Source organism: Sphingomonas sp. Leaf231, from assembly GCF_001421995.1.
Lineage (GTDB): Bacteria > Pseudomonadota > Alphaproteobacteria > Sphingomonadales > Sphingomonadaceae > Sphingomonas.
Genome location: NZ_LMLS01000002.1, coordinates 891,077 through 912,550, shown reverse-complemented (window position 1 = coordinate 912,550; position 21,474 = coordinate 891,077). Strand labels below are relative to the sequence as shown.

Genomic DNA, 21,474 nt, shown 5'->3' with positions numbered 1-21,474 from the left:
TCCACGCAGCGCCGTGAGCGATCCATCGATCCCAGCCCACCCCACACATCTATGAACACATATGTGTTAAATTTGGCACTATTAACGGAATTTAACCATCATCGGGCTGATCTGGCACTATAATTCTTGCAGCATCCACGGGCCGCCGGCCACACTTCTTCCTTCAGGCGCACATTATAAGCGCTCCATAACAGGGGACTTTATGCGGCACTTCCTTGCTCACCGTACCAGCGTCATCGCGTTCATCGCTGCGACCCTCGCGCCGGCCGGCGCCCTGGCGCAGGCTGCGCCCGAGCAAAGCCCCGTCGAAGCCGCAGCGGCCGAGGGGGGCGACATCGTCGTCACCGGCTCGCGTATTCGCCGCGATCCGCTGGACAACCCCTCACCGGTGGTCACTATCGACGACGCCGCAATCGCCAAGACCGGATTGTCGTCGCTCGCCGACGTGCTGCAACGGATCCCCGCATCGTCGGGCGGCCTGAACAGCAAGTTCAACAATTCCGGGAATTTCGGCAATCCGCCCGACGGTGGCGGCGTCGGCGCGGGGTCGGCAGCGATCGACCTGCGTTACCTCGGCGCCAAGCGCACGCTGGTGCTGGTCGACGGCCTCCGCTACGTCAACGGATCCAGCGCCAGCGGCATCCCCGGCACGGTCGACCTCAATTCGATCCCCGACGTGATGATCCAGCGCGTCGAGGTGCTGCAATCCGCCGCCTCCGCGCTGTACGGCTCGGATGCGATCGGCGGCGTGGTGAACATCATCACCAAGTCCGGTCAGAAAGGCTTCCGCGCGCAGGCGCAATATGGCCAGTATCTGCGCGAGAAGGACGGCGGCACGCAGAATTACCAGCTGAGCTGGGGCGGCGGGAACGACCGCGTCCACCTCGACCTCGGCGGCTTCTATACCAAGCAGGACCCGGTTCGCGCCGCCAACCGCTCGATTTCGCAGTTCCCCAATCCCGGCCAGACGAGCTGCACCGACGCGATCGGCGGCTGTTCGGGGGCGGCGCTGAACGGACGCGTCGTGTTCAGTCCGGGCAATCCGTCTCTGCCGGCGGGTGGGACGATCACGGTACGCAACGCGCCGTTGAGCGGGCGCGGCGTCTACGATCCGACGCTGGCCGGCGGGGATTTTCGCGCATTCACCGCGGCCGACCGCTTCAACTTCGCGCCATTCAACTATTTCCTGACCCCGAACGAGCGGTACGGCGGATTCATGAACGCGCGCGCTGAATTCTCGGAAGCGTTCAACCTGCGGCTGAAGGCGACATGGGCACATCGCCAATCGCAGAACCAGGCCGCGTTCCTGCCGCTCAACCTGGGGCCGGACGCCGGCAACGGCAATTTGCTCGACACGATCTCGATCGACGCGACCAACCCGTACAATCCGTTCGGCATCACGCTGAATTCGGGCGCGAATGGCCAGCCGGCGACCTATTCGCTGATCGGCCGCCGCCTGATCGAGGCCGGGCGACGCACCTATAATCAGACCGTGGACACCTTTACTGTCACAGGAACGGTCGACGGGCGCTTCTCGCTGTTCGGACGCAGCTGGTATTATGACGCCAATGCGGTGCTGGGTGCCAATGACGCCCATCAGCTGTTCACCGGCAACCTGAACGCTGCGCGCTTGGCGCAGGCGCTCGGCCCGGTCGCGGCGTGCACCGGCGAGTGCGTGCCCTTCAACGTGTTCGGCGGACAGGGATCGATCACGCCGGAGATGCTGGCCTTCGTCGGTTTCGACGAACGCTCGCGCAGTTCGCAGCGCCTGAAGGACTATACCGTCAACCTTTCAGGCGAGTTGTTCGACCTGCCCGGCGGTGCGGTGGGGGTGGCGCTTGGCTATGAGCATCGCGACCAGGAGGGCAGCTTCACCCCCGATCCGATCATTCAGGCCGGGCTGGGCGCGGACATCCCGGCGCAGGCGGCGCGCGGGCAATTCAACGTCGACGAATTCTACGGGGAAATACGCGTACCGTTGCTGCGCGACCTGCCCTTCATGCAGTCGCTGGAACTGAACGGCGCTGCGCGACACTCCGATTTCTCGACATTCGGCGGCAATACGACGTTCAGCGGCGGCGCGCTGTGGAAGCCGGTGAGTGACCTGTTGCTGCGCGGGCAATATGCCGAAAGCTACCGCGCGCCATCGATCGGTGAATTGTTCGGCGCGCAGTCTCGCTTCGACCAGACGCTCGACGATCCGTGCACCAGCGCGACGGGCGGATCGTTCCAGGGCAATGCCACGGTGCGCGCGAATTGCGTAGCCAACGGCGTGCCAGCCAACGGCAGCTACGTCGAGCCGCAGGGCGGTCAGATCAGCGTGCAGACCGGCGGCAACCGCAACCTTCAGCCGGAAACCGCGCGCACGTTGCTGTTCGGCGGCGTCTACAGCCCGGCATGGGCGCGCAGCGGCTTCGCCAGCGCGTTGAACCTTGAGGTCAATTACTACGACATCAAGGTCGACGGCGCGATCGCGTCGATCCCGGCCGAGGTGCTGCTTGCCCGGTGCGCGCAGTCCGGTGACGCGCTGTCGTGTGCGGCAGTCAATCGTACTCCGAACGGGTTCGTTTCGGCGATCAACGGCGTGCTGCTGAATACCGGCGGCATCCGTACCCGCGGCGTGGACGCGACGTTCACGATGCGCACGCGGCAGACCGGCGCGGGCACGTTCGGTCTGTCGGTCAGCGGCAACTACCTGCTGCGCTACGAAGAGGTCGTGCCCGCCACCACCGGCACCACGACCACCAACTACACCGGGACGGAGCGTGGCAGCCCCGATCAGGCGTATCCGCACTTCAAGGGTCAGGCGACGATCGACTGGGACATCGGCCCGGTCGCGGCGGCGTTCACCGGCCGCTACATCGACAACGTCATCGAGAACCAGGGACGCAACGAACTGGACCGCCGCTTCTACGGCGACGTGCAACTGACCTTTCGCCCGAACTGGGTCGGCGAGCGGGTGGCATTGACGTTGGGCGTCAACAACGTCTTCGACACCGATCCACCGGCATGCTTTTCGTGCAGCCTGAACAATTACGACCCGACCACGTACGACGTGCCGGGGCGGTTCGGCTATGCACGGGTCAGCTACGGCTTCTGACGCAGCAGCCGCCGGGTGGCTTGACGGCCACCCGGCGCGGTTTGCCTCAGTGGCCGGGAGATCCCTCGTGCCGCGCGCCCGCGATCATCCGAGCGGCGATGCGGCGGACCGCCTCGTCATCCTTGGACTCGTCGGTGGCGGGATCGCCGAGGTGATCGAGACTGGCCTCCAGGTGATCGAGCAGCCCGGGATGCCGCGCCTCGACATATTCGATCAGCTTGAACAGCAAGTGTTCGGCAGCGATCTCCCGCTGGCGGGTCTGTACGGATGCGGCGTCGTTCATCTTGTCTCTCCGGTCGCGAGCAGGCCAAACCGCCGGCCGCGGCCGCGCGTTCCGGCCGCCACGGCGGTTCAATCCAGCTTTTCGATCCGTTCGGTCAGTACCGCGACCTTGATGCCGAAACGCTTTGCCACCAGCCGATTGGAGAGGCTGCGCCCATCGGGGGCGAGCGTCAGGGACTGGCTGACGCGGAAGCCGCCGGTGCTGGTGAAGTCGATCTGCATGCGATCGCCCGTCACGACGCCGTCCACCGGGCCACGCGCGTCGGTAAGCGTTCCGGTATAGCGGCCGGGCGCGACACGGCGGAGCCGCCAGTGACGCATGCGCGACGGCTTGTCGCCCTCCTGCACCACCTGATCGAGCGACAGGCTGCCGTCTGGCTGGATGGCGCCGGTGCCGCGCACGGCGACGGGCTGCCGCGCGTGCAGGATCGCCTTCAGCTCAGCGGTGCCGCGCGTCCGACCGGTGAAAAAACGTAGCGGATCGAACGCGGGTGGGGCGGCGGCGAGCATGACGGCGAGCAACATCGCGACTGAACGCCCGTAGACGGGAAACGACCCGTCGACCGCTTTCCGCTTGCCCGCCGCCCACACTGCCCATAGCCCGACAGGGTCAGACCGAGGCCCCAACATGACCATCATTTCCTCGCCGCTCGATTTCCGCCGCGCCGCACAGCGGCGGCTGCCACGCTTCCTGTTCGATTATGCCGATGGCGGCGCGGGCAGCGAGATGACGCTGCGCGCGAACGTCGACGATCTCGCCAGACTGGGGCTGCGGCAACGTGTGCTGCGCAACGTGGCGGACCTCGATCTGTCGACGACGCTGCTCGGCGCGCACCGGCCGCTGCCGCTGGCATTGGGGCCGATCGGGATCGGCGGCATGTACCGCCGACGTGGCGAGGTGCAGGCGGCGCGTGCGGCGAACGCGGCGGGCATTCCGTTCGCGCTGTCGACGGTTAGCCTGTGTTCGCTGGCCGAAGTGCGCGCGGCGACGCCGGGGCCGCTGTGGTTCCAGCTCTACGTGATCCGCGACCGCGCCTTCATGGCCGACCTGATCGCGACCGCGAAGGCGGAGGGTGCGGAGGCGCTGGTCTTCACCGTCGACATGCCGGTGCCGGGATCACGGTACCGGGATGCGCATTCGGGAATGTCGGGGAAGCGTGGGCCGTTACGCCGCGTCATGCAGGCGATCGGCCGGCCCGGTTGGGCATGGGACGTCGGCCTGCACGGGCGCCCGCATCTGCTGGGCAACCTGCGCCCGGTGCTGGGCAATGCGTCGGGCATGAACGACTACATGGGCTGGCTGGGCGCCAATTTCGATCCGTCGATCGCGTGGGACGACATTGCGTGGATTCGCGCCGCCTGGGACGGTCCGCTGGTCATCAAGGGTGTGCTCGACCCCGACGATGCGCGCGCCGCCGCCGATGCCGGCGCGGATGCGATCGTGGTGTCCAACCATGGCGGACGGCAGCTGGACGGCGCATCGTCCACCGCGCGCGCCCTGCCGGCGATCGCGGAGGCGGTGAAGGGGCGGCTGACCGTGCTGGCGGACTCGGGTGTCCGCTCCGGGCTGGACGTCGTGCGGATGCTGGCGCTGGGGGCTGACGGCGTGCTGCTCGGGCGGGCGTGGCTCTACGCGCTGGCGACCGGCGGCGAGGCGGGGGTCGCGACGTTGCTGGCGCTGATCGAAAAAGAGATGCGGGTCGCGATGGCGCTGACGGGCGTTCGCAGCATTGCCGAGATCGACCGCTCGATCCTGCTGGAATAACCCGGTTTACGGGTCCAGCGGGTCGACAGGATCGATGCGCAGCGCAGTCCGCGACGGGCGAACCGCGATGTCGAACGGCGACACCCGCTGTCCCACGGTCGCCGGCTGATAGCCGAGTTCGCGCTGGTTGCGCGTGACGAACGCCGGGCTGGCGATCGCGTCGATATGGCCGGGATTGCTGACGACCAGCATGTCGCGGTCGAGCGGCGCGCCCAGCGCGACCAGCCGGCGGGTCGCGTTGCGCAGGTTGGTGGTGGTGTGGCGCGCATATGGCTCCACCACGATCGCCGAAGCGGGCACGCCGAACCGCTCGATCAGCGCGCGGCGCATCTCCAGCGCCTCGACATGCGGCGTGTCGCGCGGGTGCACCGCGCTGCCGCTGACGATGATAAACGGGGCCAACCCCTGCGCGAAACGCTCTGCCGCGAGGCGGACGTTCAGCTTGCCACGCGGGCTGAGCGGCGTGGCCGTGTCCTCCGGGCCGACACCCAGCGCAAGGATCGCGGCGTAGCGGTGGCGCGTCCAGTCCAGTCGGCGCGCCTTCGCCAGCGCTGCGGCGTTGTAACGGGGGTCGAGCGGCTCGAACGCGATCGCCGCGTCCTTGTCGTTGGCGTCGAGCAGCGCGAGCGCCAGCGACACGCTGGCGTCGCCCCCGATCGCAGGATCGTCCTGCTGCGCGCGCGCCAGCATCACCGCATCGGCGACCCTGACGGCAAAGGCCGGGCTGCCGAACGGTTCGTCGGACCCGTCGACCATCGGATAGCGCGGCAGCTTGCCGACGCCGTAGACGCGCAGCACGTCGTTGAGGCCATCGATCTGGCGACGGACGTCGTCCGAACCACGGGCGCTGGCATCGCGTTCGTCGTCGCGAACGATCGCGGCCTCGACGATGCACGCCGGTGCCTGCTCGCACGCCGCGATCCGCCCGTCGCGCGCGTCCACCGCCAGCGTGCGGCCGTGCAAAGCCGGGAAAAGCCGCGCCGCCATCGCGGCGAGCCGGGCATCGCGCACCGGCGCAGCAGGCGCCGGCGCGGCGACGAGCATCGCCGCCGCCAGCACCGACGCCCCGCGCATCACCATGCCTTGCTGACGATGAAGCGGACGCTGCGCCCGAAGATCGGACGGCCGTAGATCGCGTCTGCGGAGGTCTGCCCGTCGAACTGGTCGATGCGCGGATTACCCTCGGTCAGACCCTTGTTCTGGAAGATATTGTCGCCGACCACCTGGAACTGGAACCCGTCATGAGTCAGCGTCGCGCCCAGCCCGAAGGTGTTGTACGCGGGCAGACGTGTCTTGTTGAGCAGGTCGACGAAACGGCGGCCGGTATATTCATAGCGGCCATACACCTCGACCGTGTCGCCACCGGCATCGAACGAGAAGGTCGGCCGGACGTTGCCGAACACCTTGGGTTCGCGGATGATCTGATTGCCGTTGACGGCCGACGGATCGGCGCCCGAGCTGTTGGCGAGGTTCTTGTACTGCGGGTCCTGATAGGTGAACGAGCCGGAGACGAAGAACCAGCGCACCGGTGCCAGCGTGCCGTCGACCTCCACGCCCTTTACCTCGGCCTGCCCGATGAACGGCACCGCCTGATCGTTGCGGCCGGTTTTCGGGTTGAACGCGACGAACGACGCATTGAACGGATCGAACTTCGTGTAGAAGCCGGTCAGGTACAGATAATTGCGCCCGAACGACGCCTTCAGCCCGGCCTCGTACTGGTCGGCCTGCGTCTTCACCAGCACCGGATTGATGTTGTAATAGCTGCTCGACTGCGGCGGCACTTCGAGGTGCGAGGCACGGACATAGCCGCCGAAATTGTCGGTGACGTCGTAATTGGCTCCGACCGTCCAGTTGAGCGCGGTCGGGTTGTCCTTACGGCTCTGGCGTGCTCCATCGAAGGTGCGCACCGCATTGTCGGCCAGCGTTGCGGAATCGCCGAGGTTGACGCCGTCCTGGGCCGTGGTCAGCCCGTAACCCTCGATATGGTACCATTCGTGGCGGATGCCGCCATCGATGCGCAGACCGGGCAACACTTCCCAGGTGTCGTTGGCGTAAAGCGAGTAGACGGTCGAATCGACATCGCCCTGGTTGAGCGTGGTGCCGTAACGCAGCACGCCCTTGTCGGTGACCGACCCCAGAACCTTGCCGTTCGCATCATAGGCGAGGAGGTCCAGCGTACGCGGCTGCCCACGCACTTCCATCAGGTAATCCTGATACACCGCCTTGTTGGTCAGGCCGTAGGCCGAGGCGTAGGCGCCGACGCGCACGTCATGCGAGCCGATGCCGGTTTCGAACTTGCGCGTCACGCTGACGTCACCCTGCCCCGAATAGAAGCTGGAGCCGACGCCGCGATATTGCGCCGGCACGACCAGCCCCGAATCGGCATAGGGATCGTAGGCGGTCGCGCCGTTGGTGCCGGCGATCGCATAGCCTAGCCGCGCCACGGGATTGGCAGCGGTGCCGAACGCAGTGTTGGCGGCGGCGCGGAAGTCGCCGGCGAACGCATTGGCGTCGCGCGGGTTCGAGGTCGAATACAGCGCGTCGAAGTTCAGTCGGCCTTTCGTATAGCCGCCGCGCACCGCCAGCTGCCAGCCGCCGAACTCGCCGTCATATTGCAGGCCGACGTTGCCATATTCCATGTGCCGCCCATCGGCGAGATCGCGCGTCTCGCTCTGCGTCACACCGGCCGCGTCGCGGTACTTCAGCGTAACGCCGCGGAATGCCGGCGAGTTGAGCGTGCCGTGGAAGAAGTCGATGTAGCGGTTCAGCGACACCGACGGGTTGCGCGGGTCGGCGACCGGGATCGGGAGGTAAAAAGTGTTGTGATCGTTGAGGTAGTTCACGCTCAACCGCACCGAACCATTATCGAGATCGTGCTTGATGTTGGCACGGATCTGCCCGCCGCGATCGTTGGGAAAGCCATTGTCGCGCTGCCCGCCGTCGCGACGCAGGAACCCGCCGATCGCATAATAGGTACGCTCGCCGAGCGGCCCGGACTGCATCGCATCGAGGCGATAGAGATCGGTGGTGCCAGCGGTCAGCTGTACCTTGCCGCGCGTCGTTTCGGTGCCGGTGACGGTGATGTTGTTGACGATCGCTGCCGCCTGGCTGGCGAAGATCGGCGCGGGGCCGCCGCGCACCACTTCGACCCGCTCGGTCATCAGGTCGAACCGGTTGAGGCTGTCGCCGCGGAAGAAATTGCCGTTGATGTCGTGGAACAGCGGCAGGCCGTCCTGCTGGAACACCGCATAGCCGTCATCGGTCGGGATACCGCGGATGCGGGTGACGTTCTGCACCTCGCCGCCGGTCGCCTCGACCTGGATGCCGGGCAGCTTGCCGAGCAGGTCGGCGAAGTTGAGCGGGGCGAGCCGCTTCACATCGTCCTGCCCCAGCGAGTTGATCGCATACGACACGTCGAAGCGCCGCTGGCGACGCGCCGAACCGGTGACGATGATGTCGGTGGAGCCGTCGGTCTCCGCCTCGGCCCCTGCACCGGTTTCCGCGTTGGTCGTCCGGACGGCGGTCGCGGGTTCGGCGGCGGTCTGCGCCGAGGCCGCAGGCGCAACGACGCCCGCGAGCATCGTGAGGTAGGTGGCGCGTAGTAGCGCGCTCTTGGTGAAGGCGGTCATCTGGTCCCCGATACGGCTTTGCTTTGCGTGGCCGTTGGGCGGGAAAGACGACAGTTTTGTGAAATGCGAAAGAGTTATCGCTTGCGTGTCATCGAAGGCGCGCAAGGTGTGGCCGATCGGCCGCATGTCGCAGCGGCGATCGGCCTCCGCTCCGCCTCAGGCGTGACGCGAGGTCAGGCGCTGCGCCATCGCCCGCTCGACCGGGGTCAATCCGGCCATCGGGTCATCGTTGATGCGCCGCTTCGACGGGGGGGCAGCGGTGGGGCGGATCGAACTCCAGGTCGTGCGGGTCATGGCTTCCTCGGAGCCGGCTGGATGCCGACATGGTTAATCCGGTGAAAACATGAACTTGCGATGTTTGTTCCAGCCGCCGTCAGTGGCGGCTGGAACAGAGTGACCGTTACAGCTTGGCGCGGATACCGAAATTGTAGCGTGCGCCCGTGTCCTGCAACAGCAGGAAGCGATCCTCGATCGCGGACCAGTCGTGGACACGCTGATTGGTGACGTTCACGCCCTGCACATAGATCTGGAAGTTCGGCGTGATGTCATAACCGACGTTGAAGTCGAACTGGCCGTAGCTGGAGCGATTGCGCGGCCGCCCCTGATCCGAACGGCAGGCGCGCAGATATTCGGAGCGCCAATTGTACGAGCCGCGCGCCGAAATGCCGTATTTCTCGTAGAACACGCTGCCGTTGGCCGAATGCGGAGACAGTCCGTTATAGCCGCATTCGTAATCGCTCAGCGCCTGATCGCGCTCGGCCTTGCTGGCGACATAGGTGTAATTGCCGGTGACACCCAGGCCGGACAGGGCGCCGGGCGCCCAGTCGAGCGCATATTGGCCGCCGACCTCGATGCCCCGGATATTGCCGGTCTGCCCGTTACGGGTCCGGGTGTCCTGGAATACGCGGTCGAAACGCGCTACCGGCAGCGTCTGGAGTTCGAGGAAGTCGCTGAGGCTTTTGTAGAAGCCGCCCACGCTCAGATAGCTGACCGAGGACAGATACCATTCCAGCGACACGTCGTAATTGGTCGACCGGAACGGGCTGAGCGTCGGGTTGCCGCCGCTCGACAACGGCACCGACACACGCCCGCCGAAGCTGTTGTCGACGCCGAGGTCGGTAAGCGTGGGCCGCGTCACCGTCTGCGAGAAGGCGGCGCGGGCGACGAACTTGTCGGTGACGTTGTACTTGATGTTGGCCGAGGGCAGCGCGTTGACGTAGCTGTTGCGCACGGTGACCGGGCTCGCGGTGCCAAACGTATATTGCAGCGTGTCGTCGCCCGGCGTCTGGCGGATCGCCAGCACCGGCAGCTCGAACCCGCGCGATACCGTCTGCGTCCGCACGACGCGCACGCCGGCATTGCCGCTCCACCGTTCGCCGCCGAAGTTCATCGACATATATCCGGCCAGCACCCGCTCCGTCACGTCGAGGCGGCTGTTCAGGTTTTCACGTACGCCGAACGGCCCGCCGGGCAGCGCGAGCAACCGTGCCGCCTCCTCCGCCTGTTGCTGCGGCGTGCGACCGCCCCGCGCCTGCGCCAACCGCGCGGGATCGGAGAGGTACGCGATGATCGCATTGGGATCGTAGGTGAAGAACTGCTTGGGTGCCGCATCCGCCCCCGACGCGCCGGACAGGAAATTGTCGAGCTTGTACGCCTGGATCAGCGACGGATCGATCGGCAGCTCATAGCCGCAATAGGCGCACTGCCCGTCCTGGTTGTTACGCGAGAAACGCTGCTTCTGCCGATCGGTGTAGCCAAACCCGATGTTGACCGCCCGCAGCACACTGTCCTGTACCTTGTAGGTGGTGTCGAAGTGATATTCCTGCCCGTCGTCGCGCGCGCTGCCGTTCGACACGTCGAGATAATGCGCGGTGGCGATCGCGGGATCGGTGATGTTGCCCAGGTTGGAGACGATCGGCACGTCGCCGCCCTTGTTCAGGTCGAAGGCCGGCGCCGTCTTCGTCCGCGCGCCGACCACGACGAACTGCCCCGGCGTGCGCAGCGTCGCGCGGGTACGCGACACATCGAGCCGCATCTCGATGTCCTCCGTCGGATTCCATTTCAGGTTGCCGCCGACCTGATAGGTCTGCGTCAGCCGGTTGGTCGGGCCGGTGATGTTGTCGACCACCCCGGCCGGGTAGCCGCCCGCCGCGATCGCCGGGTTGGCGGCAAGGAAGTCCAGCCCGAAACGGTTGAAGTTGGTGACGGTGTTATTGGCATCGGTCTGCAAGCCGATGAACGGCTGGGCGAAGAAGGTGACGAAGTAGTTGCGGTCGGTGAAGACGTCGAACTTTGAATAGATGCCGTCGACGGTCAGCAGCAGGTTCTCGGTCAACTGCGCCTGTACCGCGCCCGCGACGTTGATGCGACGGCGGCGTTCCTGAAAGCGGTTGAACTGCACGTTCTGCGGCGTGTGGATCGGACCGCTGGTGGTAACCGCGCTGGCCGGCAAGCCGGTCTGGTCAGGGGAGCCGGCAACGATCTGTTGCGGGCCGAACAGCCAGCCTTCGGTCTGGATGAAATCGAGCTGGCTGTACCGATCGGTGTACGACCCGGACACGACCGCGCCGAACGTCTTGCTGTCGTTGGTCCAGGAAGCGACCGCGGACGTATCCGGCCCGACCTTGTCACGGAGCGAGTCGTAGATCGCGCCGGCCGACGCCGCGAAGTTGAAGCCCTTCTTCCCGTCGAGAGGCCGGGCGGTGATGATGTTCACGGTCGCGCCGATGCCGCCTTCCTGCAACTCCGGCACGCTCGACTTGAACACGTCGGTGCGCTGGATCATGTTCGACGACAGCGTATCGAACGAAAATTCGCGCCCTGGATTGTCGGTCGCCATGACGCGGCCGTTGACCAGCACGGTGTTGAACTCCGGCCCCAGCCCGCGGACGGTGATGAACTGCCCCTCGCCGCCCGAACGGTCGATCGCGACGCCGGTGATGCGCTGGAGCGACTCGGCGATATTGGCGTCGGGGAACTTGCCGACGTCCTCGGCGGAGATCGTGTCGACGATCTGCTGCGCATCACGCTTGATCCGGGCGGATGTCGCCAGACTGCTGCGGATACCGGTGACGACGATGTCCTGACCGGCCGCGCCGGCACTGCCATCGTCCTGCCCGACCTCTGCGCTGGTCGCGGTTGGCTCCCGCGGGGTCGCCGCACCGCCATCCTGCACCGATCCGGCCGGCGCAGCGGCCTGCGCCAGCACCGGGCTGCCCGCGATCACGCTGCCCAGCAGCAGACACACTTTCAGCGACGTTCGCATGACCCGTTCCTCTCCCGTTGACCGCGCAAATACCGCTACGGTTTTGCATTATTCACTCTGCTAAACCGATCCTTATTGTAATATCAATGCTTTATTAACGATCTCGACGACGTCGGGATGAAAAGCCTGCAGCGTGCCGCATGCGCTGGCGCGGGTTCGCAGGCGATCGCGCATTTCGGCTGACAGCCGCGACCGCTCTCGCCTACACATCGTCGCAGGACGAACCGCACGGGCGGTCGCGGGGGAGGACGGGCATGACGTTGCAGACGATCGATCTGGTCGTGGTCATCGGTTATGCGATCGGCATCTTCGCGCTGGCGCAATGGGTCAGCCGCGACAAACCCGGCGAGAGCAAGGATACGTCGGACTATTTCCTGGCGTCCAAATCGCTGCCGTGGTGGGCGGTCGGCGCATCGTTGATCGCCGCCAACATCTCCGCCGAACAGATCGTGGGCATGGCGGGATCAGGCTATGCGATCGGGCTGGCGATCGCGTCATACGAATGGATGGCGGGGGCGACGCTGCTGATCGTCGGCAAGTTCTTCCTGCCGATCTTCCTTCACAATCGCATCTACACGATGCCGCAGTTCCTGGAGCAGCGGTACGGCGGGTCGATCCGCACGATCATGGCGGTGTTCTGGCTGGCGCTGTACATCTTCGTGAATCTGACCTCGATCATCTGGCTCGGCTCCATCGCGGTCAATCAGGTGGCGGGGATCGACCAGAACGTCGCGCTGGTCGGGCTGGGCGCCTTCGCGGTGCTGTACCAGTTGCGGGGCGGGCTGAAGGCGGTGGCGCTGACCGATATCGTGCAAGTGACGCTGCTGGTGCTGGGCGGATTGCTGGTTTCCGCGCTGACGCTGCGCACCATCGGCGGCGAAGCCGGAATCGTCGGCGGCTTCGTGGAGCTGACACGCCGCGTGCCCGGGCATTTCGACATGATCCTGTCGCCGGACAACCCGCATTACAAGGAACTGCCAGGGCTGGCGGTGCTGGTCGGCGGCATGTGGATCGCCAACCTGAGCTATTGGGGATTCAACCAATATATCATCCAGCGCGCACTTGCCGCCAAGAGCCTGCCGGAAGCGCAGAAGGGCATCGTATTCGCGGCGTTCCTGAAATTGCTGATGCCGCTGGTGATCGTCGTTCCGGGGATCGCGGCCGTCGTGCTGGCGCCGGACCTTGCCAAGCCCGATCAGGCATATCCGGCGATGCTGCGGCTGTTGCCGCCAGGCCTGCTCGGGCTGGTGTTCGCAGCGCTGATCGCGGCGATCATCGCGTCGACCGCATCGAAGATCAACGCGATCGCCACGATCTTCACGCTCGATCTCTATGCGAAGCGTCATCGCCAGCCCACCGCCGCGGAAGATGGCCGCGCCGACCCCGCGCACGAGCGCAAGCTGGTGCTGGTCGGCCGGATCGCGGCCTGCGTATCGATCGTCATCGCGATGCTGACCGCCCGGCCGCTGATCGGCCAGTCGGATCAGGCGTTCCAGTTCATCCAGGAATTCTCCGGCTTCTTCACGCCCGGCATCACGGTGATCTTCCTGCTGGGGCTGTTTTGGAAACGCGCCAACGAAGCGGGCGCGATCGGCGCGGCGGTGGGATCGGTGGTGCTGTCCTATGTGTTGCGCGCCGCGTTGCCCGACCTGCCGTTCCTCAATCGCATGAGCCTCGTCTTCCTGCTCAGCCTGGCGCTGGCGATCGCCTTGTCGCTGCTGGTGCGTTCGCGAGCCGACGCCAATCGAGTCACGGTGCAGGGCATCGACTTTCGCACCAGTACGGGGTTCAATGCCGCCAGCCTGGGCCTCGTCCTGATCCTGATCGCGCTATACGCGACATGGTGGTGAGCGCGGCGCGCTTTTCGGATTGACCGAGGACGGTCGAACCGGCGAGCCTGCCGCCAAGCATCATCGAACATTGGATTTTCGCCGACATGACCTTCGATCAGCACCGGCCTGCCCGGCCGGCCATCGCGACGCGGGCACATCGCCGGCCGACCTGTTCGACAATTGCGCGCCTGCTGTGCGCGACGGAGGCCGGCCGTTGACGCTGCTGGCGGTGTTCGTCGCGGTCGGGTTGCTGATTCTGCTGATTACCGTGGCCAAGCTTCATCCGTTCGTCGCCTTCCTGCTGTCGGCGATCGCGGCGGCGCTGCTGCTGGGTAGCCCGCCGGCGGTCATCACCGGCAGCATCACCCGCGGGATCGGCGACATGCTGGGTTCGCTGACCGCCATCCTGTGCCTTGGGGCGATGTTCGGCCGCATCGTTGCCGACAGCGGCGCGGCGCAACGGATCGCGGACACGCTGATCGGGATCGCAGGGCGGCGGTGGATCACGGTCGCGCTGGCGGCGGCGGGATTTCTGGTCGGTATTCCGTTGTTCTATAACGTCGGCTTCGTGTTGATGGTGCCGCTGATCTTCTCGGTGGTGCAGCGTTCGGGCCTGCCGACCATCTACCTTGCCATTCCGATGCTGTCGGGGCTGTCGATCGCCCACGGTTTCCTTCCGCCCCACCCCTCTCCCACTGCGCTCGTCGGGCAATTCGGCGCCGATATGGGCCGGACGTTGCTGTACGGCCTGATCGTCGGCATCCCCACCCTGCTGATCGCCGGGCCGTTGTTCGCGCAAACGCTGAAGCGCGTGGCCGCCCGTCCGGTGCCGATCGTTCCCGCGACCCCGGTTCCGGACGCCGCCGCGATCCCCGCCGTCGAGGTGCCCGAACGACGGCTGCCCGGCACGCTGGTCAGCTTCGCGGTGGCGCTGACCCCGGTCGCCATGCTTGCGTTGGCGACGCTGGTGACGTCAACGGCGGGGATGTCCGAAGCCGCGTTGTCGGTCGCGGCGATCGTCGGGGACGCCAACGTCGTCATGCTCGTCGCGCTGCTGCTGGCGATCGTCGTGCTGGGTGTTGCGCAGGGCCGTGACCGTGCCGCGCTGTCCGCCGGGTGCGCCGACGCGGTCCGGGACATCGCGGGCATCCTGCTGATCGTCGCGGGTGCCGGCGCGCTGAAACAGGTGTTTGTGGACGGCGGGGCCGCGGCGGCGCTCGCATCATGGCTGGGCGGCCTCGACGTACCGCCACTGGTGCTCGGCTGGGGCATCGCGATGGTGATCCGCATCGCTTTGGGATCGGCGACCGTCGCGGGGCTGACCGCAGCTGGTATCGTCCAGCCGATGATGGCGGCAAGCGGTGTGGACCCGTCGTTGATGGTGCTGGCGATCGGCGCGGGCAGCCTGATGTGCAGCCACGTCAACGATTCCGGATTCTGGATGTTCAAGGAATATTTCGGGCTGACCCTGGGCGAGACGTTCCGGTCGTGGTCGGTCATGGAGACGCTGGTCGGCGTCTTCGGACTGGTGTTCACCCTCGCGCTGAGCGCGGTCGTCTAGCCCGTTCAGGGATCGGCCAGCATGGCAAGCAGCGGTGGGGAGAGCACCTCGCCGCCGGCCGGCGACGATGCGGTGACGAGTCGCACCGGATAGGCGCGCGTCACGGCGTCGTTGGGATAGGCGACCAGCACGATCGACGCGAGGGCGTCGGCCAGCGCCGCGGTCGGCGCGATCACGCTGGCGGCGACGATCCCGTTCGTGGGCGGTCGCCCGGTGCGCGGGTCGAGATTGTGCGCGCCGCGGACGTAGCTGCCCGAGGTGGCGACCGCGATACCATGCAGGGCGACGCGCAACGGCGGCAGGATGATGCCGGGTGGCACCTCAAGATCCACCCACCACGGATCGCCATCGGGGCGGACGCCGCGCCCGACGAACTCTCCGCCGATCTCGACGAGGTAATGCCGCGACCCTGTTGCGGCGAGCAGATCGCCGAGCGCATCCACGGCATAGCCCTTGGCGATCCCCGACAGGTCGAGCCGGACGCCACCGGGCTGGAACAACGAGCGTTGCCGCGGTCGCCACGCCAGCCGCCGCCAGCCGCCGCCGGCACGCGTCGCCGCTATCTCCCCGGCGTCCGGTACCGGACGCGGTCCGGGCGGGCCGAAACCCCACAGATCGACCAGCGCCCCGATCGCCGGATCGAACGCGCCGTCGCTTTGCTGGGCGAGTGACAGCGCAAGATCGACGACGCGGGCGAGATCGGGGGGAAGAACGTGCCACGTCCCCGCCGCGGCAGCGTTGAAGCGGCACAATGCCGATTCCGGTGCCCAATGGCTCAGTTGCGCGACGAGATCGGCGAGCCGCGACTCGATCGCGGCGGTCGTTGCCTCCGCCGACACTCGCCCGGCGCAGCGTACGCGCCACGTCGTTCCCATCGTCTCGCCTTCGAGCACGGTAACGGGCGCGGCCCGGTCGATGCCGGCGAATGCGGCGGGATCGATCGCGGCAGGCAGTGCGATCCGTGGAACGCCGGTCAGGGCGTCATTACCTCCAGCGTCGTCGTGTAGCTCATCCGCCGCTGCGTCGCGCGCGGGACGGTTGCCTTGGCGTCGGTCGCGGTCGCGTTCAGCCAGTACATCCCCGCCGTCGGCCATTCGACCGCGACCACGCCGTCCGCGCCCGTCGTCAGCTCGCGCGCACCCTCCGCATCGCGGTAGCGCTTGCCGCCGGGGACGACCGTCACCTTCAGGCCCGGTGCCGGCCGGCCATCGACCAGAAAGCGAAAGCGCGCGGGCTCACCGGCGACCAATTCGTCGGGATGGGTGACCGGATCGAACTCCAGCCCGGTACCGGTCGGCTTCAGCACGATCCGCGTCGGTTCGCCCGCGGTGACGAAGATCTCGTTGCGTGCCGACGTCTGCGTCAACTGCACGTCGGTCGCGTTCCCGGGAATATCGGCCACGGTCAGCGGTGGCTGGCGCTGCCCGCCCACGGCCGGCGGCGGCCCGCCGCGGCCCCCGACCCGCTTCTCCACGCCATCGACCTTGAAACTGCCCATGACGCCCGACATCTCGCTGCCGATCTTCCATGTGCCGGGCTTGTCCAGCCGAACGTCGAAGACCGACCGATAGCGGCCGGTGCTGCCGTTCTGCACCGCGCCCGGGGTGCCATCGGGCTGCCAGACCTTCACGTTCTCCAGTCGACCCGGCTGGTGATCGGCGTAGAACAGGTCGTTCGACACCGCATTGTCGACGGTGACCCAGCCGTCGGTATTGGAAAAGACCGTGCCGGACGGCAGCAGCCACATGCGGTGTGCAGACACCGCGGCAGGCAAGGCGAGCAGCGCGGCGGCGACGAGCAGGCGGTTACGGGTGAGCATCGCGTGGTTCTCCGGGGCGATCAGCGGGTGGTGACGGCGACGGGGCCGAGTTCGTGGCTGCCGCTGGCGCGCGCCGCGCCGGGCACGGTGAGCGGGACCTGCACCAGTTCCCGCCCGCCGGTTTCGCGCGCCGCCTCGACGTTGAGGACGTAGGCGCCCGGCTTCACGTCGGCAGGCAGCGCGATGGTATGCACCCCCGGCGCGCGGGTAGCGCCGCTCACGCCGTCGGCCGGCAGGTTCAGGCTGCGCCCCCCCTTGCGCCACCACGTCCGCAGGTCCGCCAGCCACTTCGTGCCCGGCTCCGCGCGGCCTTTCCGGACGTCGTACCAGAGCGCCAGCGTCCGGGCCGCGCCGCCGCCGACCGGCTCCAGCCACACTGCAACGTACGGGCGATGGTATTCGGCGACGGACAGCTGCGGCACGGTGACCTTGATGGTGCCGGCGTCGGCCGCGGCGGGTGCGGTGAGTACGCCGGCGACCAGAGCAAGGCGGGATAGGCGCATGGGAAACCTCTCAGTGGATCAGGAAGAGGGCGATGATGACGGGTGCGGCGAGACCCAGCGCGACGACCGGCCACGTCGATGGCCGATGCCGCGCGTGAAGCTGGAGCAGCAGCAGCCCGGTCAGGGTGAACAGGATGCAGGCGACGGCGAATACATCGATGAACCAGAACCACGCCGCCCCGGCGTTGCGGCCCTTGTGCAGGTCATTGAGGTACGAGATCCAGCCGCGATCGGTGATCTCCGCCTTGATCGCCCCGGTGGCCCGGTCGATGCTGACCCATGCGTCGCCGCCGGGGCGTGGCAGGGCGACATAGGCTTCCGCATCGGACCATTCGACCGCGTGGCCGGCGGGATCGACCTTCACCGCTTTCGCTACCGCGTCGGCCACCGCGCGCGGTAACGGCGCATCAGCGCCACGCACGCCGGCAAGTTGCGGAAGCAGCACGCGCGGCAGTGTTCCGGAACGATCGGCCACCGTCGGCGAGGCGGCGATACTGCCGGCGTGATTGAGCGTGATGCCGGTCACCGCGAACAGCAGCATCGCGACCAGCGATACGGCAGCGCTGACCCAATGCCACGTATGCAGCTGCTTGAGCCACCACGAGCGCCAGCGCCGCCTCTGCGGCTTGCGCGCTGTGGCCTGGGCTGGCGCTGTCACCGGTCGAAACGCCGGGGCGACCATTCGCGGCGGTCCGAGAGACGATCGACCGCCCGCGACGCAGTGGCTGCGGCGCGTGACGTCATCGGGAAAGTCGATCTTCGGGTCCGCATCTCGTCGAGCGAATATGAGCCAAGTACATGCTTGTCAATGCTATTGCGAGACGTTCTCATGCATCATCGAGTCTATCATCGCCGTTGAAGCGATTTGCGCCGGTGTTGTCTCTCGCCGCGAGAATCGCGACCAATTCGCGGGCCATCGTCCGGCCGAGCGCGTCGAGATCGAGCGTGAAGCATGTCAGATCCGGCGAAAGCGCCCGACCAGTCGGATTGGCGCCAGCCCGGTCACCGCGATGTCGCGCCCCGGCTCTATCGCGAGATCGAGGGCTTCATCGATTCGCTCCCGCAGGTCGTCAGCGTCGAGCCGCGCGACGTGCGTTGGGGAGCCAGCCTGTTGTCGGCGGGGGTGCGGTTCCGCTTCTGACCGGTGGCGGCGAGGAGAAGGTGGATGTTCGGATGCTCGGTCCGTCGGGTCATCTCCTTCTCCGCATGCGTCGTCAGAAGCGCGCCCGCGCCGCGCCGAAGACGCTGCGCGGATCGGCCGGCGCGTGCGGCCGCTGCGTGCCGTCGAACCAGACATATTCGTACCGGCACCTGGTCAGCGCCCTCAGGCTTTCTCGGCTATGCTGTATCGCTCGACGGACTGCTTCCGTCGTCCAGGCGCTGCCGTGTAGACCCTGTTGCATGGTGCATCCGTCCAGGCTTGCGCCGATGACGCGTCATCGAAGCTCGGGACCAAACGCCTGGCCTCTTAACGATGCAACTTGTCCGCCGGTGACGCTCAGCACACCTCGGCGGTCGACACCGGCGGCGCTCCGGGCGGAACGCGCGCCGGGTGCCTGTAAAACACGTCGCCCGGCAAGCGATGTCGCTCGCCATATACCTCCGACAGTACGTTGAAGAGCGCCACGTCATAGCCCGACAGATCGGCGTCGTTCAGGATCCGCCGCCCATCGAGCACAGTCAGCCGGTTGGAGTTGAACCAGGTCTGCGTCCCCTCTGCCCAATATTCGTCGACGGAGGTGGCGCCATATTCGCCCTTCCACAGATTGGCCGCCATCGCCGACACATAGGCACGATCGACGCGCGCATAGAGCGCCGGATCGGCGGTGCGAACCGCCTCAAGGATGGCGTGCGAGAATTCGTGCACGAAGATGTTCTCGCCGAAATACCGTGTGCCCGGCAGCCCCAGCAGGTTCTCGGTCGCGGCGCTGGTCAGATCGCCGCCCATGCCCCGCGCGCGGTCGTTCCAATATTGCGCATCGCTTTGCCGGCCGATCCGCTGGTCGTACAGCTTGCGCTCGCACGCTGTCAGCCGCGGGTCGTCGCGTGCTGGCTTCTTCCAGTCGCGCTGTTCGGGCAGATCGACGGTGCCTTCGTCCTGTCCCATGATCGCGACGCGAAAGCCGCGCGCGATCATCGCGCGGCGCAGGTCGGGGCGCTCGATCAGCATCGCCACGGCGATGTCGCGTGCCGTCAGCAGGGCCGCGTCCGGCACGGCCGCTGAGGAGACGACCGGCAACCCCGCCGCATCGACGTACCGTTTATAGAACGGATCGAGCTTCAGCCTTGCCGGTGGTGGACCGACCGCCTGTGCGACATAGCCTTCGCCACGCGCCGGGATGGCCGCGGCGATCGGCCCGAGTGCCAGTGCCACGACGAGGAAGCGAAGCGCGCGAAGAGTGTTGCTACGCATCGGCCCCTCGGCCCGGCGGCGACGCGGCGGGTGACCCACACCTGCGAGATGGGTCGATGTTCGACACGGCGCAACTCCGCAACGATGCCCGCCCCGCCGAACAACTGTGATGTCCCTGGTAATTCATCATCGTATTTCTTCCGCTCCGAACGGATCATCACGGTAGCGGCAACGCACCGGATACAGCTTCACGACACCTTGCCGCAGTGCCTGCACGCATGCGTGGCGGCATGCGTACGTGCAGGCCCGTTGTCTCAGGACAAGACGTTTGAACCGCTGGTACGAACCGGTCCGTTGACCCCGTTGGGAAAGAATGCGCCGCTGGTCTTCGGACTGGCCGAGGCATAGACCACGGCGAGAGCCTGCTCGGGTGTACGTCGCAAGGCATTGCGGTCTTCGTCTGCCGACAGGATATTGGCGTATTTGTTATCGCCGATACCCTCGTCCTGATTGCGATCGCTGTCATAGGAATCGCGCGCATCGCTCATGAACCCGGAGCGATCGAAGATGGTCGGCTTACCCCGCTCACCCTCGGCAAGCTCCATTTCTGCCGACGCCAACTTGAACAGGGCTGCCCGCAACACGGCATCGCGCGCGCCCGCGGCCGATGCCAGGGCTACGATCCCGGGTAGGAACGCCGCGCCGATCGAGCGGACTATATCGGCGATCGCACTGACCAGGACCCCGCTGAGGGCGATCGAACCCAACAGGAAATCGACCGGGGAGGCGTAGGGATCAAAGAAGACGGGTACACCGGTAGATGCCGGCGTCGGCGCTGCGTTAGGCCCACGAAACGCGACGGTGATCGCCTGAAAGGGGCCGCCCTGACCGCCGGTTATGTCGATCGCTGGCATGGCGGTGGCGCCGCCGCTGAGGATACGGCGCAGATAACCCAATTGCGCGACTGTGTCCGTTACGATCTCCTGCAGCTGCGAAAGCAGAAGCGGGTCGGAAAGGGCCACCCGACGGCCGCCCGTGACCGTACCGGCGGTGCCGCTGCCCCCCGTCAGTGCCGCGGGCAATGTCGTGCCGTTGACCGCTGCCTGAAGATAGGAACCCAACAGATAGTGAAGCTGGAGGACGAAGTTCAGTCGATCGGCGTCGGTGGGCGTATAGGCCGCCACCGTCGCCGCCGGGGTGGGCGCATTCGCGACCGGAACCGCCTCTGAACCCTGCACGTCATCGTCGCACGCTGACAACAGCTGGAGGCCCGCAGCCATTGCCGCGGTTCCACCGGCCAGCCGCATGAAGCGGCGCCGGTCGCCATGCACCATCGGTGCCGTATTGTTTGAAGTGCCCCTCATT

17 protein-coding genes are annotated in these 21,474 nt (G+C 66.7%); 5 read left to right on the top strand and 12 right to left on the bottom strand.

Features of this window, described 5'->3' with window-relative positions; translation table 11 throughout:
• The first annotated feature begins 202 nt into the window (after positions 1-202).
• Entirely contained in the window at positions 203-3,100 is a 2,898-nt protein-coding gene (locus ASE95_RS10535) for a TonB-dependent receptor domain-containing protein (RefSeq protein ID WP_056635362.1), read from the top strand.
• Positions 3,101-3,146: 46 nt separating this feature from the next.
• On the opposite strand, the gene ASE95_RS10530 is transcribed toward ASE95_RS10535, so the two are convergent.
• Both ASE95_RS10530 and ASE95_RS10525 read right to left on the bottom strand, forming a co-directional pair.
• The gene (locus ASE95_RS10530) at positions 3,147-3,383 is read right to left on the bottom strand and encodes a hypothetical protein (RefSeq protein WP_056635357.1); all 237 of its coding nucleotides are present in this window, start codon (positions 3,381-3,383) and stop codon (positions 3,147-3,149) included.
• A gap of 68 nt (positions 3,384-3,451) precedes the next feature.
• Complete coding sequence (locus ASE95_RS10525) at positions 3,452-3,907, bottom strand: DUF3833 family protein (protein WP_056635354.1); 456 nt, start codon at positions 3,905-3,907, stop codon at positions 3,452-3,454.
• Positions 3,908-4,010: 103 nt separating this feature from the next.
• On the opposite strand from ASE95_RS10525, the gene lldD reads away from it, so the two are divergent.
• A complete protein-coding gene (gene lldD / locus ASE95_RS10520) occupies positions 4,011-5,147 on the top strand; it encodes an FMN-dependent L-lactate dehydrogenase LldD (RefSeq protein ID WP_056635350.1) in 1,137 nt (378 codons plus the stop codon).
• A 6-nt stretch (positions 5,148-5,153) separates the two neighbouring features.
• Here the strand turns inward: lldD and ASE95_RS10515 are convergent, their stop codons facing one another.
• From ASE95_RS10515 to ASE95_RS10505, 4 genes are all read right to left on the bottom strand, one after another.
• Positions 5,154-6,221, bottom strand: coding sequence for a YdcF family protein (locus tag ASE95_RS10515; protein ID WP_082450093.1), 1,068 nt, complete (start codon positions 6,219-6,221; stop codon positions 5,154-5,156).
• Positions 6,221-8,776, bottom strand: a complete 2,556-nt coding sequence (locus tag ASE95_RS10510; RefSeq protein ID WP_235528266.1) for a TonB-dependent receptor — start codon at positions 8,774-8,776, stop codon at positions 6,221-6,223. The genes ASE95_RS10515 and ASE95_RS10510 overlap by 1 nt, the downstream gene beginning before the upstream one ends.
• 156 nt (positions 8,777-8,932) lie before the next feature.
• Positions 8,933-9,070 carry a hypothetical protein gene (locus ASE95_RS17640; RefSeq protein WP_156347967.1) on the bottom strand — a complete coding sequence of 46 codons (138 nt, stop codon included), beginning with the start codon at positions 9,068-9,070 and terminating at the stop codon, positions 8,933-8,935.
• Positions 9,071-9,176: 106 nt separating this feature from the next.
• Positions 9,177-12,041, bottom strand: a complete 2,865-nt coding sequence (locus ASE95_RS10505) for a TonB-dependent receptor (RefSeq protein WP_056635347.1) — start codon at positions 12,039-12,041, stop codon at positions 9,177-9,179.
• 254 nt (positions 12,042-12,295) lie between these two features.
• Here ASE95_RS10505 and ASE95_RS10500 point away from each other — a divergent pair, with 254 nt between their 5' ends.
• A complete protein-coding gene (locus ASE95_RS10500) occupies positions 12,296-13,891 on the top strand; it encodes a sodium:solute symporter family transporter (protein ID WP_056636235.1) in 1,596 nt (531 codons plus the stop codon).
• A 196-nt stretch (positions 13,892-14,087) separates the two neighbouring features.
• Positions 14,088-15,434 carry a gluconate:H+ symporter gene (locus ASE95_RS10495; RefSeq protein WP_056636233.1) on the top strand — a complete coding sequence of 449 codons (1,347 nt, stop codon included), beginning with the start codon at positions 14,088-14,090 and terminating at the stop codon, positions 15,432-15,434.
• A 5-nt stretch (positions 15,435-15,439) separates the two neighbouring features.
• Here ASE95_RS10495 and ASE95_RS10490 read toward each other — a convergent pair whose 3' ends face one another.
• From ASE95_RS10490 to ASE95_RS10475, 4 genes are all read right to left on the bottom strand, one after another.
• Entirely contained in the window at positions 15,440-16,309 is an 870-nt protein-coding gene (locus tag ASE95_RS10490) for an FAD:protein FMN transferase (protein ID WP_082450092.1), read from the bottom strand.
• Between the two features lie 98 nt (positions 16,310-16,407).
• A complete protein-coding gene (locus ASE95_RS10485; RefSeq protein ID WP_056635344.1) occupies positions 16,408-17,253 on the bottom strand; it encodes a DUF4198 domain-containing protein in 846 nt (281 codons plus the stop codon).
• 20 nt (positions 17,254-17,273) lie between these two features.
• Entirely contained in the window at positions 17,274-17,756 is a 483-nt protein-coding gene (locus tag ASE95_RS10480) for a DUF2271 domain-containing protein (RefSeq protein WP_056635341.1), read from the bottom strand.
• Positions 17,757-17,766: 10 nt separating this feature from the next.
• Positions 17,767-18,414, bottom strand: coding sequence for a PepSY-associated TM helix domain-containing protein (locus ASE95_RS10475; protein WP_056636229.1), 648 nt, complete (start codon positions 18,412-18,414; stop codon positions 17,767-17,769).
• Between the two features lie 294 nt (positions 18,415-18,708).
• Here ASE95_RS10475 and ASE95_RS10470 point away from each other — a divergent pair, with 294 nt between their 5' ends.
• The gene (locus ASE95_RS10470) at positions 18,709-18,897 is read left to right on the top strand and encodes a hypothetical protein (RefSeq protein WP_056635336.1); all 189 of its coding nucleotides are present in this window, start codon (positions 18,709-18,711) and stop codon (positions 18,895-18,897) included.
• Positions 18,898-19,254: 357 nt separating this feature from the next.
• Here the strand turns inward: ASE95_RS10470 and ASE95_RS10465 are convergent, their stop codons facing one another.
• Positions 19,255-20,169 carry a glycoside hydrolase gene (locus tag ASE95_RS10465; protein ID WP_235528265.1) on the bottom strand — a complete coding sequence of 305 codons (915 nt, stop codon included), beginning with the start codon at positions 20,167-20,169 and terminating at the stop codon, positions 19,255-19,257.
• 254 nt (positions 20,170-20,423) lie between these two features.
• Entirely contained in the window at positions 20,424-21,473 is a 1,050-nt protein-coding gene (locus tag ASE95_RS10460; protein WP_162234677.1) for a ferritin-like domain-containing protein, read from the bottom strand.
• Position 21,474: the final 1 nt, after the last annotated feature.

What these genes read in the sequence shown, in the direction of transcription:
- ASE95_RS10470 (WP_056635336.1), top strand. Translation starts at nt 18,709, where the DNA reads ATGTCAGATCCGGCGAAAGCGCCCGACCAGTCGGATTGGCGCCAGCCC.
- ASE95_RS10525 (WP_056635354.1), bottom strand. Translation starts at nt 3,907, where the DNA reads ATGTTGCTCGCCGTCATGCTCGCCGCCGCCCCACCCGCGTTCGATCCG.
- ASE95_RS17640 (WP_156347967.1), bottom strand. Translation starts at nt 9,070, where the DNA reads ATGACCCGCACGACCTGGAGTTCGATCCGCCCCACCGCTGCCCCCCCG.
- ASE95_RS10515 (WP_082450093.1), bottom strand. Translation starts at nt 6,221, where the DNA reads ATGCGCGGGGCGTCGGTGCTGGCGGCGGCGATGCTCGTCGCCGCGCCG.
- ASE95_RS10485 (WP_056635344.1), bottom strand. Translation starts at nt 17,253, where the DNA reads ATGCTCACCCGTAACCGCCTGCTCGTCGCCGCCGCGCTGCTCGCCTTG.
- ASE95_RS10530 (WP_056635357.1), bottom strand. Translation starts at nt 3,383, where the DNA reads ATGAACGACGCCGCATCCGTACAGACCCGCCAGCGGGAGATCGCTGCC.
- ASE95_RS10510 (WP_235528266.1), bottom strand. Translation starts at nt 8,776, where the DNA reads ATGACCGCCTTCACCAAGAGCGCGCTACTACGCGCCACCTACCTCACG.
- ASE95_RS10535 (WP_056635362.1), top strand. Translation starts at nt 203, where the DNA reads ATGCGGCACTTCCTTGCTCACCGTACCAGCGTCATCGCGTTCATCGCT.
- ASE95_RS10460 (WP_162234677.1), bottom strand. Translation starts at nt 21,473, where the DNA reads ATGAGGGGCACTTCAAACAATACGGCACCGATGGTGCATGGCGACCGG.
- ASE95_RS10500 (WP_056636235.1), top strand. Translation starts at nt 12,296, where the DNA reads ATGACGTTGCAGACGATCGATCTGGTCGTGGTCATCGGTTATGCGATC.
- ASE95_RS10490 (WP_082450092.1), bottom strand. Translation starts at nt 16,309, where the DNA reads ATGGGAACGACGTGGCGCGTACGCTGCGCCGGGCGAGTGTCGGCGGAG.
- lldD (WP_056635350.1), top strand. Translation starts at nt 4,011, where the DNA reads ATGACCATCATTTCCTCGCCGCTCGATTTCCGCCGCGCCGCACAGCGG.
- ASE95_RS10480 (WP_056635341.1), bottom strand. Translation starts at nt 17,756, where the DNA reads ATGCGCCTATCCCGCCTTGCTCTGGTCGCCGGCGTACTCACCGCACCC.
- ASE95_RS10505 (WP_056635347.1), bottom strand. Translation starts at nt 12,041, where the DNA reads ATGCGAACGTCGCTGAAAGTGTGTCTGCTGCTGGGCAGCGTGATCGCG.
- ASE95_RS10465 (WP_235528265.1), bottom strand. Translation starts at nt 20,169, where the DNA reads ATGCGTAGCAACACTCTTCGCGCGCTTCGCTTCCTCGTCGTGGCACTG.